18 protein-coding genes and 1 pseudogene are annotated in these 15,891 nt (G+C 54.9%); 11 read left to right on the top strand and 8 right to left on the bottom strand.

Annotated elements, in window-relative coordinates:
• The first annotated feature begins 14 nt into the window (after positions 1 to 14).
• The 3 genes from NL116_RS14890 to NL116_RS14880 are packed head-to-tail and all read left to right on the top strand — an operon-like array spanning position 15 to position 2,012.
• Positions 15 to 668 carry a DUF2931 family protein gene (locus NL116_RS14890; protein WP_494377846.1) on the top strand — a complete coding sequence of 218 codons (654 nt, stop codon included), beginning with the start codon at positions 15 to 17 and terminating at the stop codon, positions 666 to 668.
• An 18-nt stretch (positions 669 to 686) separates the two neighbouring features.
• Entirely contained in the window at positions 687 to 1,340 is a 654-nt protein-coding gene (locus tag NL116_RS14885; protein ID WP_494377845.1) for a DUF2931 family protein, read from the top strand.
• A gap of 18 nt (positions 1,341 to 1,358) precedes the next feature.
• Complete coding sequence (locus NL116_RS14880) at positions 1,359 to 2,012, top strand: DUF2931 family protein (RefSeq protein WP_494377844.1); 654 nt, start codon at positions 1,359 to 1,361, stop codon at positions 2,010 to 2,012.
• A gap of 147 nt (positions 2,013 to 2,159) precedes the next feature.
• Here NL116_RS14880 and NL116_RS14875 read toward each other — a convergent pair whose 3' ends face one another.
• Positions 2,160 to 2,456, bottom strand: coding sequence for a hypothetical protein (locus NL116_RS14875; protein WP_027923548.1), 297 nt, complete (start codon positions 2,454 to 2,456; stop codon positions 2,160 to 2,162).
• Positions 2,457 to 2,960: 504 nt separating this feature from the next.
• Between NL116_RS14875 and NL116_RS14870 the strand changes: the two genes are divergently transcribed.
• Both NL116_RS14870 and NL116_RS14865 read left to right on the top strand, forming a co-directional pair.
• Positions 2,961 to 3,227 (top strand): DUF2790 domain-containing protein, encoded by a 267-nt coding sequence (locus tag NL116_RS14870; RefSeq protein ID WP_494377843.1) that lies wholly within the window; start codon positions 2,961 to 2,963, stop codon positions 3,225 to 3,227.
• A gap of 90 nt (positions 3,228 to 3,317) precedes the next feature.
• Positions 3,318 to 3,713: a hypothetical protein gene (locus NL116_RS14865; protein ID WP_494377842.1), complete on the top strand. Its 396-nt coding sequence runs from the start codon at positions 3,318 to 3,320 to the stop codon at positions 3,711 to 3,713.
• On the opposite strand, the gene NL116_RS14860 is transcribed toward NL116_RS14865, so the two are convergent.
• Positions 3,710 to 3,979, bottom strand: coding sequence for a DUF1652 domain-containing protein (locus tag NL116_RS14860; RefSeq protein WP_494377841.1), 270 nt, complete (start codon positions 3,977 to 3,979; stop codon positions 3,710 to 3,712). The genes NL116_RS14865 and NL116_RS14860 overlap by 4 nt on opposite strands.
• Before the next feature lie 284 nt (positions 3,980 to 4,263).
• Between NL116_RS14860 and eco the strand changes: the two genes are divergently transcribed.
• Positions 4,264 to 4,746 carry a serine protease inhibitor ecotin gene (gene eco, locus NL116_RS14855; RefSeq protein ID WP_494377840.1) on the top strand — a complete coding sequence of 161 codons (483 nt, stop codon included), beginning with the start codon at positions 4,264 to 4,266 and terminating at the stop codon, positions 4,744 to 4,746.
• Positions 4,747 to 4,776: 30 nt separating this feature from the next.
• Here eco and ilvA read toward each other — a convergent pair.
• From ilvA to NL116_RS14840, 3 genes and pseudogenes are all read right to left on the bottom strand, one after another.
• A pseudogene (gene ilvA, locus NL116_RS14850) lies at positions 4,777 to 5,772 on the bottom strand (threonine ammonia-lyase, biosynthetic); the annotation flags it as partial.
• A 368-nt stretch (positions 5,773 to 6,140) separates the two neighbouring features.
• Positions 6,141 to 7,064: a magnesium transporter CorA family protein gene (locus NL116_RS14845; RefSeq protein ID WP_494377839.1), complete on the bottom strand. Its 924-nt coding sequence runs from the start codon at positions 7,062 to 7,064 to the stop codon at positions 6,141 to 6,143.
• A 7-nt stretch (positions 7,065 to 7,071) separates the two neighbouring features.
• Entirely contained in the window at positions 7,072 to 8,646 is a 1,575-nt protein-coding gene (locus NL116_RS14840; RefSeq protein ID WP_494377838.1) for a RimK family ATP-grasp domain-containing protein, read from the bottom strand.
• Positions 8,647 to 8,738: 92 nt separating this feature from the next.
• Between NL116_RS14840 and rimI the strand changes: the two genes are divergently transcribed.
• On the top strand, positions 8,739 to 9,839 hold the full coding sequence (gene rimI / locus NL116_RS14835; RefSeq protein WP_494377837.1) for a ribosomal protein S18-alanine N-acetyltransferase: 1,101 nt from the start codon (positions 8,739 to 8,741) through the stop codon (positions 9,837 to 9,839).
• 121 nt (positions 9,840 to 9,960) lie between these two features.
• On the opposite strand, the gene NL116_RS14830 is transcribed toward rimI, so the two are convergent.
• Both NL116_RS14830 and NL116_RS14825 read right to left on the bottom strand, forming a co-directional pair.
• Complete coding sequence (locus NL116_RS14830; protein ID WP_494377836.1) at positions 9,961 to 11,112, bottom strand: PQQ-dependent sugar dehydrogenase; 1,152 nt, start codon at positions 11,110 to 11,112, stop codon at positions 9,961 to 9,963.
• A gap of 25 nt (positions 11,113 to 11,137) precedes the next feature.
• Entirely contained in the window at positions 11,138 to 11,488 is a 351-nt protein-coding gene (locus tag NL116_RS14825; RefSeq protein WP_494377835.1) for a hypothetical protein, read from the bottom strand.
• Positions 11,489 to 11,679: 191 nt separating this feature from the next.
• Between NL116_RS14825 and ku the strand changes: the two genes are divergently transcribed.
• A complete protein-coding gene (gene ku, locus NL116_RS14820) occupies positions 11,680 to 12,528 on the top strand; it encodes a non-homologous end joining protein Ku (protein WP_494377834.1) in 849 nt (282 codons plus the stop codon).
• Positions 12,529 to 12,655: 127 nt separating this feature from the next.
• Here ku and lpxO read toward each other — a convergent pair whose 3' ends face one another.
• The gene (gene lpxO / locus NL116_RS14815) at positions 12,656 to 13,555 is read right to left on the bottom strand and encodes a lipid A hydroxylase LpxO (protein ID WP_494377833.1); all 900 of its coding nucleotides are present in this window, start codon (positions 13,553 to 13,555) and stop codon (positions 12,656 to 12,658) included.
• Between the two features lie 790 nt (positions 13,556 to 14,345).
• Here lpxO and NL116_RS14810 point away from each other — a divergent pair.
• The 3 genes from NL116_RS14810 to NL116_RS14800 all read left to right on the top strand — a co-directional run bounded on the left by NL116_RS14810 (position 14,346) and on the right by NL116_RS14800 (position 15,638).
• Complete coding sequence (locus tag NL116_RS14810; RefSeq protein WP_494377832.1) at positions 14,346 to 14,603, top strand: hypothetical protein; 258 nt, start codon at positions 14,346 to 14,348, stop codon at positions 14,601 to 14,603.
• Positions 14,604 to 14,710: 107 nt separating this feature from the next.
• Complete coding sequence (locus NL116_RS14805; protein WP_494377831.1) at positions 14,711 to 14,974, top strand: hypothetical protein; 264 nt, start codon at positions 14,711 to 14,713, stop codon at positions 14,972 to 14,974.
• A gap of 4 nt (positions 14,975 to 14,978) precedes the next feature.
• Entirely contained in the window at positions 14,979 to 15,638 is a 660-nt protein-coding gene (locus tag NL116_RS14800; RefSeq protein WP_494377830.1) for a hypothetical protein, read from the top strand.
• Positions 15,639 to 15,891: the final 253 nt, after the last annotated feature.

Genomic DNA, 15,891 nt, shown 5'->3' with positions numbered 1-15,891 from the left:
GCCAAAGCAGCCTGATGAGTAATTTCTTGCGAACTACGATTTGCGCATTTTTGCTCTGTGGTTGCACATACGCCAACAGCGAGCCAATGCCTTACAAAGCTTGGCGTTTGGGATTCTCGGCCCCCGCCTACATGGAGGTCTGGATCGAGTCGGCTGATGTGGTGGATATTCAGGGTCAGGTATATCCACGCGCGATGAGTGGCACTGCCTCAATACTAACTCCCCCCAACTATTCCGGCGATCCCCGCGGCTGGCCAAAAAGAGCTGGTTGGGGGAAAGGTAAGTACGTAACAGGGGCAGACTTGCCCAAACAGATCTATGTTCGTTGGCAGTCGCTGGTTGAGCCGCAAACATATCAGATGGTGATTAACATACCCGAGGCGACGCGGGACATCATGCGCAAGGGCGAAAAGGTTTTCTGCTGCGCCGACGGGAAATGGATCACCGGATATCGTGAGGCAATCGCTATAAGACTTGTCCCCGGAGGTATCGCCAGAGTCTGGGTTGGCGGTCCGTGCATGACACCGATTGAGGTGACTACGGTAAAAGCCGTGATTGATCCGCGTGGCCCATACGAAGGTAAGTCTGGAGGTCACTACCGCCCCCTTTCCGCCGTTTCCAAAGCCTACGTTGAGAAATTTGGCGTGCCCTATGATTCTTGGAAGTGACAGAGCCGTGACGCTCTAATGATTAATTATTTACGACCTACCTTCTGCGCGTTATTGCTCAGTGGCTGCGCATTCGCCAATGGCGAGTCAATGCCTTACAAAGCTTGGCGTTTGGGTTTTTCAGCGCCTAACTATATGGAAGTCTGGATCGAAACAGCTGATGTGATTGATGTAAAAGGCCAAGTGTATAGACGTGCCATGAGTGGCATAGCTGCGATACAGAGTCCTCCCAATAACACGGGCGACCCTAGAGGCTGGCCGGAAAAGCCGGGGCCGGGCAAAGGTAAGAATGTAACTGGAGCAGACTTACCCAAAAAAATCTACGTCCGATGGCAATCATTGGTTGAACCTCAAACTTATAAAATGGTTATCGAGATACCCGCGTCGACCAGGGAGCTTATGCGCAAGGGTGAAAAAGCCTTTTGTGCTGCTGATGGAAAATGGATAACAGGCTACCGCGAGGTATTGGTAATAAATCTGGCACCCGGAGGGATGGCTAAAGTGTGGGTAATGGGATCGTGCCTGCCAGCGATAGAAGTGGCTAAGGTAAAAGCCGAGATTGACCCAAGAGGACCTTATGAAGGTAAGTCTGGCGGCAAGTACGACAAGCTATCCGACCAGTCCAAAGCGTACATCGAAAAGTTTGGTGTGCCCTATGATTCTTGGAAGTAACAGAGCCAAAGCAGCCTGATGAGTAATTTCTTGCGAACTACGATTTGCGCATTTTTGCTCAGTGGTTGCGCATACGCCAACAGCGAGCCAATGCCTTACAAATCCTGGTACTTGGGATTCTCGGCGCCCGATTACATGGAGGTTTGGATCGAGTCAGCTGATGTGGTCGATGTAAAGGAACAGGTGTATCCCCGTGCGATGAGTGGCACCGCTGCGATACAGAGACCTCCCAACAATTCAGGTGACCCTAAAGGATGGCCTCAGAAACCTGGCATTGGAAAAGGTAAAAATGTGACTGGGGCGGATTTGCCCCAAAAAATCTATGTCCGCTGGCAATCTTTGGTCGAACCCCAGACTTATCAGATAGTGATCAACATACCCGAGGCGACTCAGGAGATCATGCGCAAGGGCGAAAAGGCTTTTTGTGCTGCCGATGGCAAGTGGATAACAGACTACCGAAACGCATTGGTTATCAATTTGGCTCCCGGTGGCATAGCCAAGGTTTGGGTACGAGGGTCATGCCTTTCTCCGATCGAGGTAATCAGGGTAAAAGGCGTGATTGATCCGCGAGGCCCATATGAAGGGAAATCCGGTGGCAAGTACGATTCTCTATCTGATGAATCCAAAGCTTATGTCAAAGAGTTTGGTGTGCCCTATGATTCTTGGAAGTGAAAGACCGGCAACAGATTGAAGAACTTTCACAAACCACCTTAAGCGCATTCAGGCTTGGCGCCGATAATGCTTAAGCGTGAACGCTGAGTTCCCATCGACAACAAAAAATCCAGCGTCTATATGCGCTGGATTTTTTAATGATCAGCCTCAGACCGGCGCCTTCCACCCCATCATCCGCTGCTGCGCAACCGCTAACAGGTCAAACCCATCCTGGGTCAGCAGGTAAAGCGCGTGTGTAATGTGCGGAATATCTTGAACATCGCTGTGTTTGAAACACAGGCAATGAAGCGTTTCAAGTAGCTGGGTAGAGGCTCGTACGCGCTGTAACCCGGCTTCGAATATGTCTTGGGGGTTGGCTTCGGTGTCGATCAGCAAAGGACTTGAATCGGTAACGCCGCTGTTGAGTGGACGATAGCGATCTGGAAACGGTTTGAACGTTGGCATAGTAATTACTCGGTTGTTTGTAAAAAAACCGCTAACACCGTGACCAAACGGTGGGAGGCGGACTGTGTACAGGCTTGGTCAACCGAAACAACCATCGGCTCGCTCGAAAGCGTCCGGCACACAGCCGCCATAACTACTCGACATGAGGACGTAGAAGTCCGCGGGGCGAATAATGGCACACTTAAGTGCGTTGTTTCAGGTGACCAAACCCGATCGCTGATTTTGCAGCGAACCCAAACAGTAATCGCTCCCCCCAGCAGGCGAAAGTCGATAAGGCGCCTGATCCTGTAGGACCCGGCCGAAGAATCCGTACCCCCTTTCCTAACGAAACATCCGTCAGACACCGCCCCTCGCGACAGGCGGCGTTCAGGTGGGTTAACCATCGCTTAACGCTGCGGTCCAAAACTCTACTGGACCGCACGCCCTCAGACTCCTCTGATGCCCAGTGCGGCAGGTTTGATGTTGATCGTCGAACTGACTTCCGTCTGCACTGGAGATCGTCACATGAACACTCGCATGCTGCTCCTTGCCTCCGCCCTCGCCTGCACCGCGTTTGCCGGGCTTGCCCAGGCCAATGACACGTCTACGTCCAACGCCACGCCCTATCACTACGGCATGGCACTCAATGTGGGCAAAGTCGTGGCCCTGACAGAGCCGGCGACCGATGAATGCAAGGTGATTACCGCCGACATGAAGTACATCGATAAGTCCGGCAAGCCTGAAGAAATCAGCTACCAGAAACTTTCGGACGTCTGCAGTTATCAAAACTGACGGAAAGGTCTGATTCGAAACCTGGCGGTTTTACTGTGAGGGTTCTGGCGTTATGCTTGAGCGCCTCCCTCACTGCCGCAAGGATTCGCTATGCAGTTTTCGTTTCGTACGTTATCGATGTTCACCGCCGCCCTGTGTCTGCTGCTGACGCTGGTCTGGGGTTTAATGCCTGACTGGCTGCTGGCCACTTGGGGTATTGAATACTCCTCGGCGACCGGCGTTGTTTCACGGCGCGTCGCGGTGCTGTTCGCGGCGTTGGGGCTGATCTTTTACTGGGTGCGAAACGAACCACCCTCCGTCATCCGCAACGCATTAAGCAGCGGTTTTATGGTCGGTTGTTTCGGTCTGGCGGCACTGGGTTTCGGCGAATGGCTCAACGGCCATACCGGGCCGGGAATCTTACTGGCGGTTCTGGTGGAACTGGCGCTGGGCCTTGGTTTTCTCCAGACCCGGCGCCTGTCGGTAGAACTCGAAACGGCGGGTTAAAGCGCTCTGCTGGCCTGACGCTGAGGCTCAGAAGTGGCCACGGGATGCTGCTTGGCACGAAGCCCGGTGATCAATTCGTTGATTTCTCGAGATCCGTTAAGCGCAGATGCGTCAATCCCGGTCACGTGCAAATCCAGCAAATCGGTCTGACCGTCCGCATACACTTTTATCGTCATCAATAAATCCGGCGACAACGTGCATTGGCAGCGCTTGGGCAAAAAACTGCTTTCGATGATGTTGCGAAGTTCCAAGGCAGAAAGAAACATGGCGACCCCTCCTTTGCGAGACAGCCAAATATTGATCAGCGCTGGCTCATGTGCAGTCCCGGCCAGATTAAGAGCATCTGAAGCATAAAACGTGCCCTGAGTTTTGCCATGCAGCTCATCGGCAAATCAATGGGTTAGTCACAAAACTTAATAAAACCGTCGTGCAATCTGCATGAGAGGGCCTGGAAGGCGTTGCAAAATGCCGCCTGATAGCGCCGGGTTTGCATCAAGACCTGAGCGCGGTAAGAATGGCTTCACGAATTGGATACGAGCAAGGAGGCATCATGGGTTCTTTGATCTTTACTACGACTGTCGGACTAGTGATTGTCGGACTGTCGACCATCGCGCACGCTGCAGCACTTGAAACCGTCGCCCCCTTCCCCAAACCCGAAAGTGGTTTTACCCGCCAGGTCATTCACCTCGCTCCGCAAACGAAAGAAGACGACCTCCAGGTCGAAATCCTCGCCGGCAAACCCCTGACTGTGGACTGCAATCGCCAGCGTCTGGGCGGCATGCTCGAAGAGAAGAATCTCGAAGGCTGGGGTTACCCGTTCTACCGACTGGAAAATGTCATCGGCCCGATGAGTACACTGATGGCCTGCCCGGACGGAAAGAGCAAAAAAGACTTCGTACCGGTGGTCGGCGATGGCTTCTTGCTGCGTTACAACAGCAAGCTGCCGATCGTGCTGTACGTGCCAAAAGACATCGAAGTGCGCTACCGGATCTGGTCGGCGTCGAACAAGGTCGAGAAAGCCGTTCAGGAATGACACCTTCGTGCCTCACGCCGGGACGCCGCTGATGGCGGCGCGCTCGGCCACGTGGCGCAAACTGTCAAAGTTGATGTTCGCCCCTGAATCGATGGCCACCAGTGTCTGGCCACGTGCACCGGTTTGCGCGACGTACTTTTTGATTCCGGCCACGGCCAGCGCGCCCGACGGTTCGGTGATCGAACGGGTATCGTCATAGATATTCTTGATGGCGGCGCACAATTCGTCGTTACTCACCGTCAACACCTCATCGACGCAAAACCGGCAGACCTCGAAGCCATAAGCGCCGATCTGCGCCACCGCCACGCCGTCGGCGAAAGTGCCAACGCTCGGCAGCACAACCCGCTCGTGCGCCTGTAACGCTGCCGCGAGACACGCCGAATGTTCCGACTCGATGCCAATGATCCGCACTTCAGGTCGTAGGTATTTGACGTACGCGGCGATGCCGGCGATCAGACCTCCACCGCCCACCGGCACAAAGATCGCGTCGAGCGGGCCTTGATGCTGACGCAGGATCTCCATCGCCACGGTGCCCTGCCCGGCAATCACGTCCGGATCGTCGAAGGGCGACACAAAGGTGCGACCGGTTTTTTCCGCCAGGTTCAACGCATAGTCGAGCGCGAACGGAAAACTTTCGCCGTGCAGCACCGCCTCCGCCCCGCGACTGCGAACCCCGAGCACTTTCAGTTCCGGCGTGGTAAGCGGCATGACAATGGTCGCGGCAATCCCCAGGGTTTTCGCCGCCAGCGCCACGCCTTGGGCATGATTGCCCGCTGAGGCGGTGATCACGCCGCGCGCTTTTTGCTCATCACTGAGCTGCACCAACTTGTTGTAGGCACCGCGAATCTTGAAGGAAAAGGTCGGCTGCAAGTCCTCGCGCTTGAGCAGCACCTGATTGCCCAATGCCTCGGAGAGCGCCGGTGCCGCTTGCAACGGCGTGCGCACCGCCAGTTCATACACCGGCGCAGCGAGGATCTTTTTTACGTAATGCTCAAGCAAGGTTTGCTGCGCGAGCGTGCTGGTCATGGTCGTCTCCTGGCTGTGTTCGGGGCCCTGGAGACAGATAGAAAAAACCCGCCTCTAGGGCGGGTTGGGTGCTGCAGTCGTGAGCTAGCCCGCCAGATAAGGAATGGCGGTAATAATGCTTGGCTGGCAGCGCAATACGGTGGAAGTCATGACTGGAAATTAGCCTTTGGGGGGATGGCAAGTCAATGGCCAATTTTCGTGGGCTTCAGTTACGGGCTGGTTAATCTTAAGTCTGTGTCTTGCCGGACCGTAAGTGGTGTTCTTGAGATTGCCATCGCGAGCAAGCTCGCTCCCACAGGTTTTGTGCATGCCACAAGTCCAATGTGGGAGCGAGCTTGCTCGCGATGGCGGACTGACTGCCAACGCATTCATTTAGCCAACCGCCTGAGCCCCAGCACCATGACCCCCGCCCCCAGCATCATCGCGCTCAGAAACAGCGGATACGACACCCACCACGGCGTGCCCGCGGTCATCATGCTGAACTCGGACATGCCACCAATGCTGGCGATCAGGTTCAACGGCAGAAACACTACGTTGATCAGCGTCAGTTTGCGCAGCAGGTTGTTCATGCTGTTGTTCATCAGGTTGCCCCGGGCGTCGATCAGCCCGGAGAACACCGTGGAGTAGATTTCCGCCTGTTTGTAGCACTGGTTGTTTTCGATGATCAGGTCGTCGATCAGGCTGATCGCTTCAGCGCTGAAGTGTTCCTTCGCCGCGTGATTGCGCAACCGCGTCAGGACTGCACCGTTGCTGTGGATCGCGTTGATGTAATAGATCAGGCTCTCGCTGAGGTTGAACATCTGGATCAGGTGCTGGTTCTGCATCGAGGCGTTGAATTTCTTTTGCAATTCCCGGGCAACCAGCTTGATCACCTTCAGGTGACCCAAATAGTGATGGATGTTGTTGAACAGCAGGTCAAGCAAGACATCCAGCGGCGTATTTAACCGCTGGCGGGTTCCGAGCCCATGCAGCGGCGAATCGTCGGTGGCGATCACCAACAGTCGATGCTCGCAAAACAACAAGCCACAGGACGACACCTCAAAGGCCAGGCTGTCGGCGCCGGAATAGTTTTCCGGGCGTTTCCAGATCAGGAACAGATTGTCGGGATGGAACTCGATGCGCGAAACCTCGTCCGGGTCGAGGGCCGACGCCAACGCGTGCTCATCGAGTTTGAAGTGGCTGTGCAACAGATCCCGCTCGGCCGCATCAGGATTGCTGAACAGCATCACCTCGGCGTCCAGTCGTTCGACTGACTGCAGGGCGCCATGGGTCAGTTGAAAGCTCTTGATCATCGAGCGATCACCAGGCCTGGCCGCGACGCTTGAGCTCCAGCCGGCGGACGAACTCTTCCAGCACCAACGAATACAAATCGTCCTGCAGGTAGGCGTCTTCGATGCCGGCGTCCATGTTCGGGTTGTCGTTGACCTCAATCACCACCACTTTGTCGCCGGACTGTTTGAGGTCGACGCCGTACAGCCCGTCGCCGATCAGGTTGGCGGTTTTCACTGCCAGCTCCACCACCGCTCGCGGGGCTTCGTGGACGGCCAGGGTGCGGCATTCGCCGTTGATGTCCTGACCTTTGGCCTTGTGGTTGTAGATTTGCCAGTGGCCCTTGGACATGAAGTATTGGCAGGCAAAGATCGGTTTGCGATTCAGTACGCCGATGCGCCAGTCGTACTCGGTGTAGAAGAACTCCTGAGCCAGCAACAGCACCGAGTGCTCGAACAGTTCGGCGGTGGCGTCGAGCAGGGCTTGCTGGCTTTCGACCTTGATCACGCCACGAGAGAAACAACCATCGGGGATCTTCAGTACCAAAGGGAAACCCAGGCGCTCGCCGACCCGTTCGAAATCTTCCGGTCGTTCCTTGTAGAGAATTTCGGTGGCCGGCATGCCGAGCTGATGGCTCTTGAGCAGGTCAGTCAGGTATACCTTGTTGGTGCAGCGCAGGATCGAGGCCGGGTCATCCATCACCACCAGCCCTTCGCTCTCGGCTTTCTTCGCAAATCGGTAGGTATGGTTATCGACGCTGGTGGTCTCGCGGATCAGCAAACCGTCGTATTCGGCAATGCGTGCGTAGTCCTTGCGCTCGATCAGTTCCACATCGATGCCCAAGGTCTTGCCGACGCGTACGAAATTATCCAGCGCCTTAGCGTTGGACGGTGGCAGCGCTTCTTGCGGATCGTGGAGGATGGCCAGGTCATATCGGGCCAGACGCCTCGAACGCGGCACCCGCCATATCTTGCGACTGAAACTGTCCAGCGAGTGGGCGAAATGATCTTCCTGGTCCTCTCGCAATTTATGTAGCGCACCGGATTTGATGCCTTCAATGTGCCAGCCGTTAGTTCGACGGAATTCAACTAACAATATCGGGCATGGAAAAACCTCAAACAACTGTCGTGCCAACTCCTGCAACGGCTCGATATTGGTTTTGCCGAAATACAATGTCAGGGTAAAGCCTTCGGTGTCGCTGTAAAGATGATGCGCGAGGGCTTTTTCCAGAGGTTTTTCCAAATCGTCCAGCGCAAGTCCATATAAAGACTTTTTTGTCAGTTCACTGATGGTGCGCACCGACGGAATGACCTTGTGCCCCCGCGCTTCCGCCAGCAGCGAGCAGTAATAACCGTGCCCCAGGTACTTGTAGCTGCGGCACAGGTTAATCACCTGGGTCCGCTTGCCTTGCGTGTAGTCTTGGGCCTTTTCGAGGTATTCCTGGGCGGTGACGATGTCTTCACTGGGAAAGTAGGAGGCCCAGTCTTCCTTGCGTTCGACGATGATAATCAACTGGCTTGAAGTGCTGACTGCTTCATTTAAAAAAGTTGCCGCCGGCGAAGTTTGCTCGGATACTTCGCGCCAATGACCTTGTACCGCTGACATAGTGATTGATCCGTTGGAGAACAAGACCTTTCCTATTAAGCACGAACTTTTTCGAAAGTCCCGTTTCGTTACGCAACTTTTACGGCGGTCATATGAATCTTGTCTTTCGCTTGGCGGTAGTTGAAGACTTACCTGCATTGTTGGCACTTGAACAGCAATGTTTCACTACGGACCGGCTCACCAGTCGCAGCTTTCAATGGATGATCACCCGTGCTCACGGGCAATTGCTGGTGGCTCAGCGTGACGAGCAGTTGGTCGGCTACGCCGTGGTGTTGTTTCATAGGGGCACGTCGCTGGCACGGCTCTATTCGATTGCGATTGCTGCCGAGGCGCGTGGCAGCGGGCTGGGCAAGCAGTTGCTGCAACGCATCGAGGCCTGCGCGCTGGAACACGACTGTGCCTACGTGCGGCTGGAAGTGCGCATGGATAATCCGGCGGCGATTGCCCTTTATGAGCGCAACGGTTACCGGCGTTTCGCGCTGATTCATGACTATTACCAGGACCACGCCGATGCCTTGCGTCTGGAGAAACGCATTCTCCAGCACCGCGATTCAAGAAACATCAAAGTGCCGTATTACCCGCAGACCACCGATTTCACCTGCGGCCCGGCCTGCCTGTTGATGGCCATGGGCGCACTGCAAAAGGACCGGAAACTGGAACGTCGCGAAGAGTTGCAACTCTGGCGCGAGGCGACGACGGTGTTCATGACCTCAGGTCACGGCGGTTGCAGCCCCCAAGGCCTGGCGTTGGCCGCCTGGAGTCGCGGTTTTGGCGTGCGTCTGCAACTGAGCAGGACGGGGCCGTTGTTCCTCGATGGGGTGCGTGACGAGCATAAAAAAGACGTCATGCGCCTGGTGCACGAAGCGTTCACCGTGCAGTTGCAGGCCACCGGTGTGAAACAGGTGATCGGCGGCCCGCTGGACTTGCCACGCTTGCTGAATGACGGTGGCCAGCCGCTGGTGTTGATCAGCAGCTATCGGCTGACCCGCTCCAAATCCCCGCACTGGGTCATCGTCACTGATTGCGATGAGGAATTTGTCTATTTGCATGATCCGGATGTCGACCACAGCCAGCATCGACAGCCCATCGACTGCCAGCATCTGCCGGTGAGCCACGGGGAGTTCGAGAAGATGAGCAGCTTTGGCCGGGGCAAATTGCGGGCGGCGGTGATTCTCTATGCCCCGTCAGAGTGATCGTTCCCACGTTCCTGCGTGGGAATGCATCCCGTGACGTTCCGCGTCACATTCGAAGCAGCCGCGAAGCGTCCGTGGCGGCGTTCCCACGCAGAGCGTGGGAACGATCAACAAATACCGGTTACTTCAGCCCAACCTTGTACAAGGCGCCATCGTCTTCATCGGTCAATACATACAAGTACCCGTCCGGGCCTTGCCGCACATCGCGAATTCGTGCCCTGAGTTCACCCAGCAAACGCTCTTCGTGAACCACTTTATCGTCGTCGAACTGCAAGCGAATCAGCTCCTGGCTTACCAGCGCCCCAATAAACACATTGTGCTGCCAGGCCTTGAAGCGATCCCCGTCGTAGAACGCCATCCCGCTAAGGCCCGGGGATTTTTCCCAGACATGGTGCGGCGCCACAGTGCCTACGGCAGTCTTGCCCTTGGCTTCCGGGATCGGATCGCCGGAGTAGTTGATCCCATGGGTTGCCAGCGGCCAGCCGTAATTCTTGCCACGTTCGATGATGTTCAGTTCGTCTCCGCCTTGTGGCCCGTGTTCGTTCTCCCAGAGAACCCCGGTCCACGGATTGAGCGCAGCGCCTTGCGGGTTACGCTGGCCATAGGACCAGATTTCCGGGCGCACGCCGGATTGACCGACAAAGGGGTTGTCGTCAGGCACCTTGCCGTCCGGGTAGATCCGCACGACTTTGCCTTGAAGCTTGTCGAGGTCCTGAGCGGTTGGCCGGACGTTGTTTTCGCCGAGGGTGATGAACAGATAACCGTCACGATCAAACACCAGACGCGAGCCGAAGTGGTTACCGACAGACAGCTTCGGCTCCTGACGGAAGATCACTTTGAAATCCTTGAGCGTTTTCAGGTCTTCGGACAATTGCCCACGGCCTACCGCCGTGCCCGCCTTGTCCCCCGCGCCGCCGCCTTCGGCATACGACAGAAAAACCGTACGGTCCTGCCGGAAGTCGGGGGACAGCACCACATCCAGCAAGCCGCCCTGCCCCTTGGCCCAGACCTTCGGCACCCCATCAATCGGGTCGGAGAGTTTGCCGTCGATGCTGACGACGCGCAGGTTGCCGGGCCGCTCGGTGACCAACATGCCCTTGCGATCCGGCAGAAAGGCGACCGACCAGGGATGTTCAAGCCCCTTGGTGATTGTGGTGACTTCGAGGGTGCCCTGTTCGCTTTCCAGTTCCTGAGTCGATGCCGCTAAGACGGGCGCCGCCGCTGTGATCAATGCGCTGGCACACAGGGTTGCCAGGAGGGTTTTACGCAACATGCACGCTTCCTTTTGTCGTTCCGTCTCAACGGTTGCTGGTGCCGGCATCTCGCTGAGGTGGATTGGGAATGAATTTCGGGGGGCTGGCAGGGGCCGGTTGGCTTTGGGGATAGCGGTTGCCGATGCCGCCGTTCTCCAGGGTCGGCGGACGCGGTACCGGCAGGGTGTTAGGTCCGCGAATCGCCGGGGCACTGGACTGAGAGCCTTGCATGCTGTTCGGGTTGGCACGGCGAATCGGGCTGTTGTACGGATTGTTCGAAGTCCCCGTCGGGCTTTGAGCCAGTAGCAACGATGAGGGTGGCGACGCATGAGCCATGCTGCTCAGCAAACCACTCAGCGCCAGCGCGGTGCAGCAGCCGAGTACATATCTGTTCATGGGGCAAGCCTCTGGACGTGGATAGGGTCTTCGATAGCACGCTACGCCCGGGGTTCGGTTTTGTTAACTAAAACCTCTTTCACAAGATGTAACACGAGACGACCACACCGCCCGGCCGGGGGCGCCTCGAGCGGCTGAAACTTTTGCCTCAGGCCACGGGTCAGCTGATCATCACTCGCGAGAAGACGACCATGGCACGGGCAATCTGGAAAGGCGCAATCAGTTTCGGGCTGGTGCATATCCCTGTGGCGCTGGTCTCGGCGACGTCTTCTCAAGGGGTGGATTTCGACTGGCTCGACAGCCGCAGCATGGAACCGGTTGGTTATAAACGCGTGAACAAGGTCACGGGCAAGGAAGTTACCAAGGAACACATCGTCAAAGGTGTGCAGTACGAAAAGGGACGGTACGTTGTCCTCAGCGAAGAGGAAATCAAGTCGGCGCACCCGTTATCCACGCAAACCATCGACATCTTTTCTTTCGTCGACAGTGAACAGATCCCCCTGCAAAACATCGATACGCCCTACTACCTCGCCCCGGACAAACGTGGCGGCAAGGTGTACGCGTTGTTGCGGGAAACGTTGAGCAAAACCAAGAAAGTCGCGCTCGCCCACGTGGTGTTGCATACGCGGCAGCACTTGGCGGCCTTGATGCCGCTGGAATCGGCGATGGTGTTGGTGATGTTGCGTTGGCCGGCGGAAGTGCGCAGCCTTGAGACGCTGGAGTTGGGCAGCGAAGTGATCAAACCCGAACTGGCCAAGGGTGAATTGGATATGGCCAAGCGTTTGGTGCAAGACATGAGTGCGGATTGGAAACCTGAAGACTACCGCGACAGCTTCGAAGACAAGATCATGGCGCTGGTCGAGAAAAAGGCCAATGAAGGGAAGATTGAGGATGTCGAGACGGCGACAGGTGAAGAGGTGCGGAAAACCGCGGATGTGATTGATTTGACTGAGTTACTTAAACGTAGCCTGGGTAGCAAAGGTGCCGGGAAGGCCAAGCCGTCGGCGCAGAAAAAAACCACCAAGACTTCGCGTGGTTAATTTGTAATTTTGTAGTGTTTGTCAGGGCCCTGGAGCGAGCAGACTCACGCCTACATTTGATCTGCGGCGTACATCAACTGCAGGCGTGCGCCTGCTCGCGACGGCTTGATTCGCCACAGCACTTCATTCAGATCAGCATAAACACCGCCAGCAATCCCCCAAAAATCGCCCACTTCTCGAGGTAATAAAGCCTGCGATTACGCTTCTTCAGCGCTTTGCCACGCAAACGAATCTTGTAGATTTTGGTGAACAGACGGTTAATTGCCCCCGTCCTGTCACCCTCATCATTTGGCGCGCCGGCCGCCGACATCACATGACAGCTGAACCACCGGTTAAACGCAGCCGCCCAGCGGTACTTCATCGGACGCTCGACATCACAAAACAGAATGATCCGGTTCTGTTGCGTGGTGTTCTCGGCGTAGTGAATGAATGTTTCGTCGAACATCACCGCTTCGCCATCGCGCCAGTGGTACTTCTCGCCGTCGACATTGATGTAGCAACCGGCCTCGTTCGGCGTTTCCAGGCCCAGGTGATAACGGTAGGAACCGGCATAAGGATCGCGATGACGAACCAGTTTCGAGCCCGGCGGCAGTTCAGCGAACATCGCGGCCTTGATCGAGCCGATGCTCTGGACCAATTCTGTGGTGCGCGGGCACAGTTTCATTGCCGAAGGATGACTGTCGCCGTACCACTTCAGGTAAAACCGCTTCCACCCGGTCTTGAAGAACGAGTTGAAGCCGACGTCGTTGTATTGATCCGAGCGCTTGATCTCCCCAGCCTTCATCAGGTTGCGGCCTTCGACACGGATTTCTTCCCAATGCGCCTGCAACGGACTCAGGTCAGGGAAATCTGCCGGATTGAGATAAGGCTTGCCGGGGATTTTCGAGAACAGATAAAGAAAGCAATTGAGCGGCGCCAGAAACGAAGAGTGGTCACTCAGTTGGCGCCCCAGCGTGTGCCGCACGCGACCGCGCAGGTGAACGTACACAATGGAAACAATGTAAATGAGTGCAATGGTCAGTTTCACGGAAATCGTCACACGTCATAAGTGAACAAAATGCCTTCCCGGTCAAACCCGTTGGCCAAGGATCTTGTGCAGCGTCTGAAAATTAAACGGCTAACCCCGTAGCGCGACCTTGAGTCTGTGCCGGCTGTCGGCATTGAGTGGGCAATCGAATTCTAGCCACTCTCTGTAACAAATAGTTAGCCTCCAGATGTGAAAATCTGTCCGCTGATACCGTCAATGCGCCCGAGCGGTATCAACGCCCTATCGTTTAAAGAGCCAGACCAGTACAATCGCCGCCAAACATTACGCGCCCCCCTTGGTTGATGACGGGAATGAACCCCGTCTCAGCGCACTTCGACTCGGGCCAAGCGCTCCATATGCTGCTGTCCACTTATTGCCAGATGGACCTTCCACTTCTGACCGGGATGCATTTCCCGTGGTTTGAATACCGGAAACGGGTACTGAATCGGTACTGCCGCAACCCTAGCTACTCTGAATGCTTCGCAGGAAAAACCTTTGATCTCTACAGCTAACATCACGATGCAGTCTTAGTCGGGTGTTATTGAGGGTTGAGAGCCAGTAAATACTGGCCCGATAACCCTCTACAACCCCCATCAATACGCCCCATTGGCCCAAGAAATGGCCCAAGCTCCCCTCCCTCTCATTGGCGTCCTGCCGACTGTAAACATCATCTCCCTGCGCTATCTAGCGAAATTTCCGGTATTCCCTACATACGACGACGAGCGGCAGCGGCAGTCTTTCCCGTGCCGACAATGGGTCGGCTTTCATGCGCATGAAAAAAGGAATTCTTATGAAAGAGCTCGCAATTAAAGTCGTGGATGTTTTTGCGTCAATCGCAATTTGGCTGTCTCTCGCGGCGGGCCTAGGCTGCTTTGGTGTAAGCGCGTCCAGCGGCAACATGATGCAAGGCATCGCCCTCTTCTTCCTCTGCTTGGTTACGGGATGCTTTCTCTGTGCAGGCTGGTCCGTTTTGAGTGGCATCTACCACAACGGCATTGAGCAAAACCGATTGCTGGCGAAGATTGCAAGAAATGGTGTGCAGCAATGATTTGGCGATCACCTTTAGTTTCTGCCTCGCTCTGTGCAAAATTCTCGCGCAAATCGCAGACAAATCTCCGATGGCTGCTAATATTTCCCACGGTACTTTATTGCTCCGTGGCTGCTGCTGAAAAGCTTGGAAAGGACGTACTGTACTGCACATCTTTCGAACATCTTCTAGAGGCGACATTAGCTTATGAAGATGGCAACCCGTTTAATACACTGAGTAAAATCGAAGAAAAAAAATGCTTTTTATCCGGGGAAAGCAAAACGTCTAATCACGACATCACAATTACAGACAAAGGCGGCACAATGCTGAATGTCTTCACATTCAAAAATGACAAAACACAGAAAAAATATTTCAAGATGGCAAGCGAGTGACAGCATGCACAACATCAAAATGGCTATCTCTCGTTTTTTTGCTGCAGGCATGCTCGCGTTTCTAACAATCCATGCCAACGCCAAAGACAGTATAGCCATAGTTATTCAGGAAGCATATCTAGAGTTTATCCCCAGAGGAATGAGCACTCCTAATTGCGAGAGCCATATATTGCAAGGAGACAAGTTCATTTCGTGCACACCGATGGCTGGCCTGTGGCTCGCAAAAGATCAAAAAGTTTACGCCATAAATGGCTCTGCACTTAATTATCTCGAAAGAATGCAAGCTATATACTCTGATATTTCAAAACTCCCGCAAAGACTAAAAACGGCAAGCCCTGGTATCATTCTTGACTCCATCAATACGGGCGTAGTGCCTGAAGCCCCTCTGGTCTGGACTGTCACCGAGGAGATGTACAACAAAGCAGATGAGGATAAGTACTGCAAATACGAAAACGAACAAAAAAAACTGAGCGCTGAGGCGACGCGCAAATTTGGGGATTACCCAAGCTCATCAAACATGAAAGCATATACAGACTACGACAAGCAGCGTAGCGCTTGGATTGAGCCGAGACTCAAAAAACTTTCAAATTCCATATTCGGAAGTCAAGATGAATTCTATGAAGCTTTGTCAATAGCAGTTGATTCCGGCGTTAATTGTAGCTGAACAGATAAGAGGATAAGGCCACAGAAGCTGCTCAAATAAAGTCCATTTCTCAATCACGCTAAATAAGCCCGTTGAAAGCCCAGCCAAGCGCTGGGCTTTTTTTCACCCCGGTCTTGACGCTCTCCTCTGCTCGGTTTACCTTTCGCCAGTCGCAGTCAATCCTGTGACCTAGGATTGGTCTCCTGGCAGCAAGGCGGATACAGCCGCCGCTTTTGAGCGGTTTTTTTGTGTCTGCAACATGGTGCACCCTTTA

It is taken from the genome of Pseudomonas sp. FBCC-B1667, from assembly GCF_059133255.1.
This window is presented reverse-complemented; position numbering and strand designations above follow the sequence as displayed.

Excerpts from the sequence above, each read along its gene's own strand:
- NL116_RS14890 (WP_494377846.1), top strand. The coding sequence starts at position 15 with ATGAGTAATTTCTTGCGAACTACGATTTGCGCATTTTTGCTCTGTGGT.
- NL116_RS14885 (WP_494377845.1), top strand. The coding sequence starts at position 687 with ATGATTAATTATTTACGACCTACCTTCTGCGCGTTATTGCTCAGTGGC.
- NL116_RS14880 (WP_494377844.1), top strand. The coding sequence starts at position 1,359 with ATGAGTAATTTCTTGCGAACTACGATTTGCGCATTTTTGCTCAGTGGT.
- NL116_RS14875 (WP_027923548.1), bottom strand. The coding sequence starts at position 2,456 with ATGCCAACGTTCAAACCGTTTCCAGATCGCTATCGTCCACTCAACAGC.
- NL116_RS14870 (WP_494377843.1), top strand. The coding sequence starts at position 2,961 with ATGAACACTCGCATGCTGCTCCTTGCCTCCGCCCTCGCCTGCACCGCG.
- NL116_RS14865 (WP_494377842.1), top strand. The coding sequence starts at position 3,318 with ATGCAGTTTTCGTTTCGTACGTTATCGATGTTCACCGCCGCCCTGTGT.
- NL116_RS14860 (WP_494377841.1), bottom strand. The coding sequence starts at position 3,979 with ATGTTTCTTTCTGCCTTGGAACTTCGCAACATCATCGAAAGCAGTTTT.
- eco (WP_494377840.1), top strand. The coding sequence starts at position 4,264 with ATGGGTTCTTTGATCTTTACTACGACTGTCGGACTAGTGATTGTCGGA.
- NL116_RS14845 (WP_494377839.1), bottom strand. The coding sequence starts at position 7,064 with ATGATCAAGAGCTTTCAACTGACCCATGGCGCCCTGCAGTCAGTCGAA.
- NL116_RS14840 (WP_494377838.1), bottom strand. The coding sequence starts at position 8,646 with ATGTCAGCGGTACAAGGTCATTGGCGCGAAGTATCCGAGCAAACTTCG.
- rimI (WP_494377837.1), top strand. The coding sequence starts at position 8,739 with ATGAATCTTGTCTTTCGCTTGGCGGTAGTTGAAGACTTACCTGCATTG.
- NL116_RS14830 (WP_494377836.1), bottom strand. The coding sequence starts at position 11,112 with ATGTTGCGTAAAACCCTCCTGGCAACCCTGTGTGCCAGCGCATTGATC.
- NL116_RS14825 (WP_494377835.1), bottom strand. The coding sequence starts at position 11,488 with ATGAACAGATATGTACTCGGCTGCTGCACCGCGCTGGCGCTGAGTGGT.
- ku (WP_494377834.1), top strand. The coding sequence starts at position 11,680 with ATGGCACGGGCAATCTGGAAAGGCGCAATCAGTTTCGGGCTGGTGCAT.
- NL116_RS14810 (WP_494377832.1), top strand. The coding sequence starts at position 14,346 with ATGAAAGAGCTCGCAATTAAAGTCGTGGATGTTTTTGCGTCAATCGCA.
- NL116_RS14800 (WP_494377830.1), top strand. The coding sequence starts at position 14,979 with ATGCACAACATCAAAATGGCTATCTCTCGTTTTTTTGCTGCAGGCATG.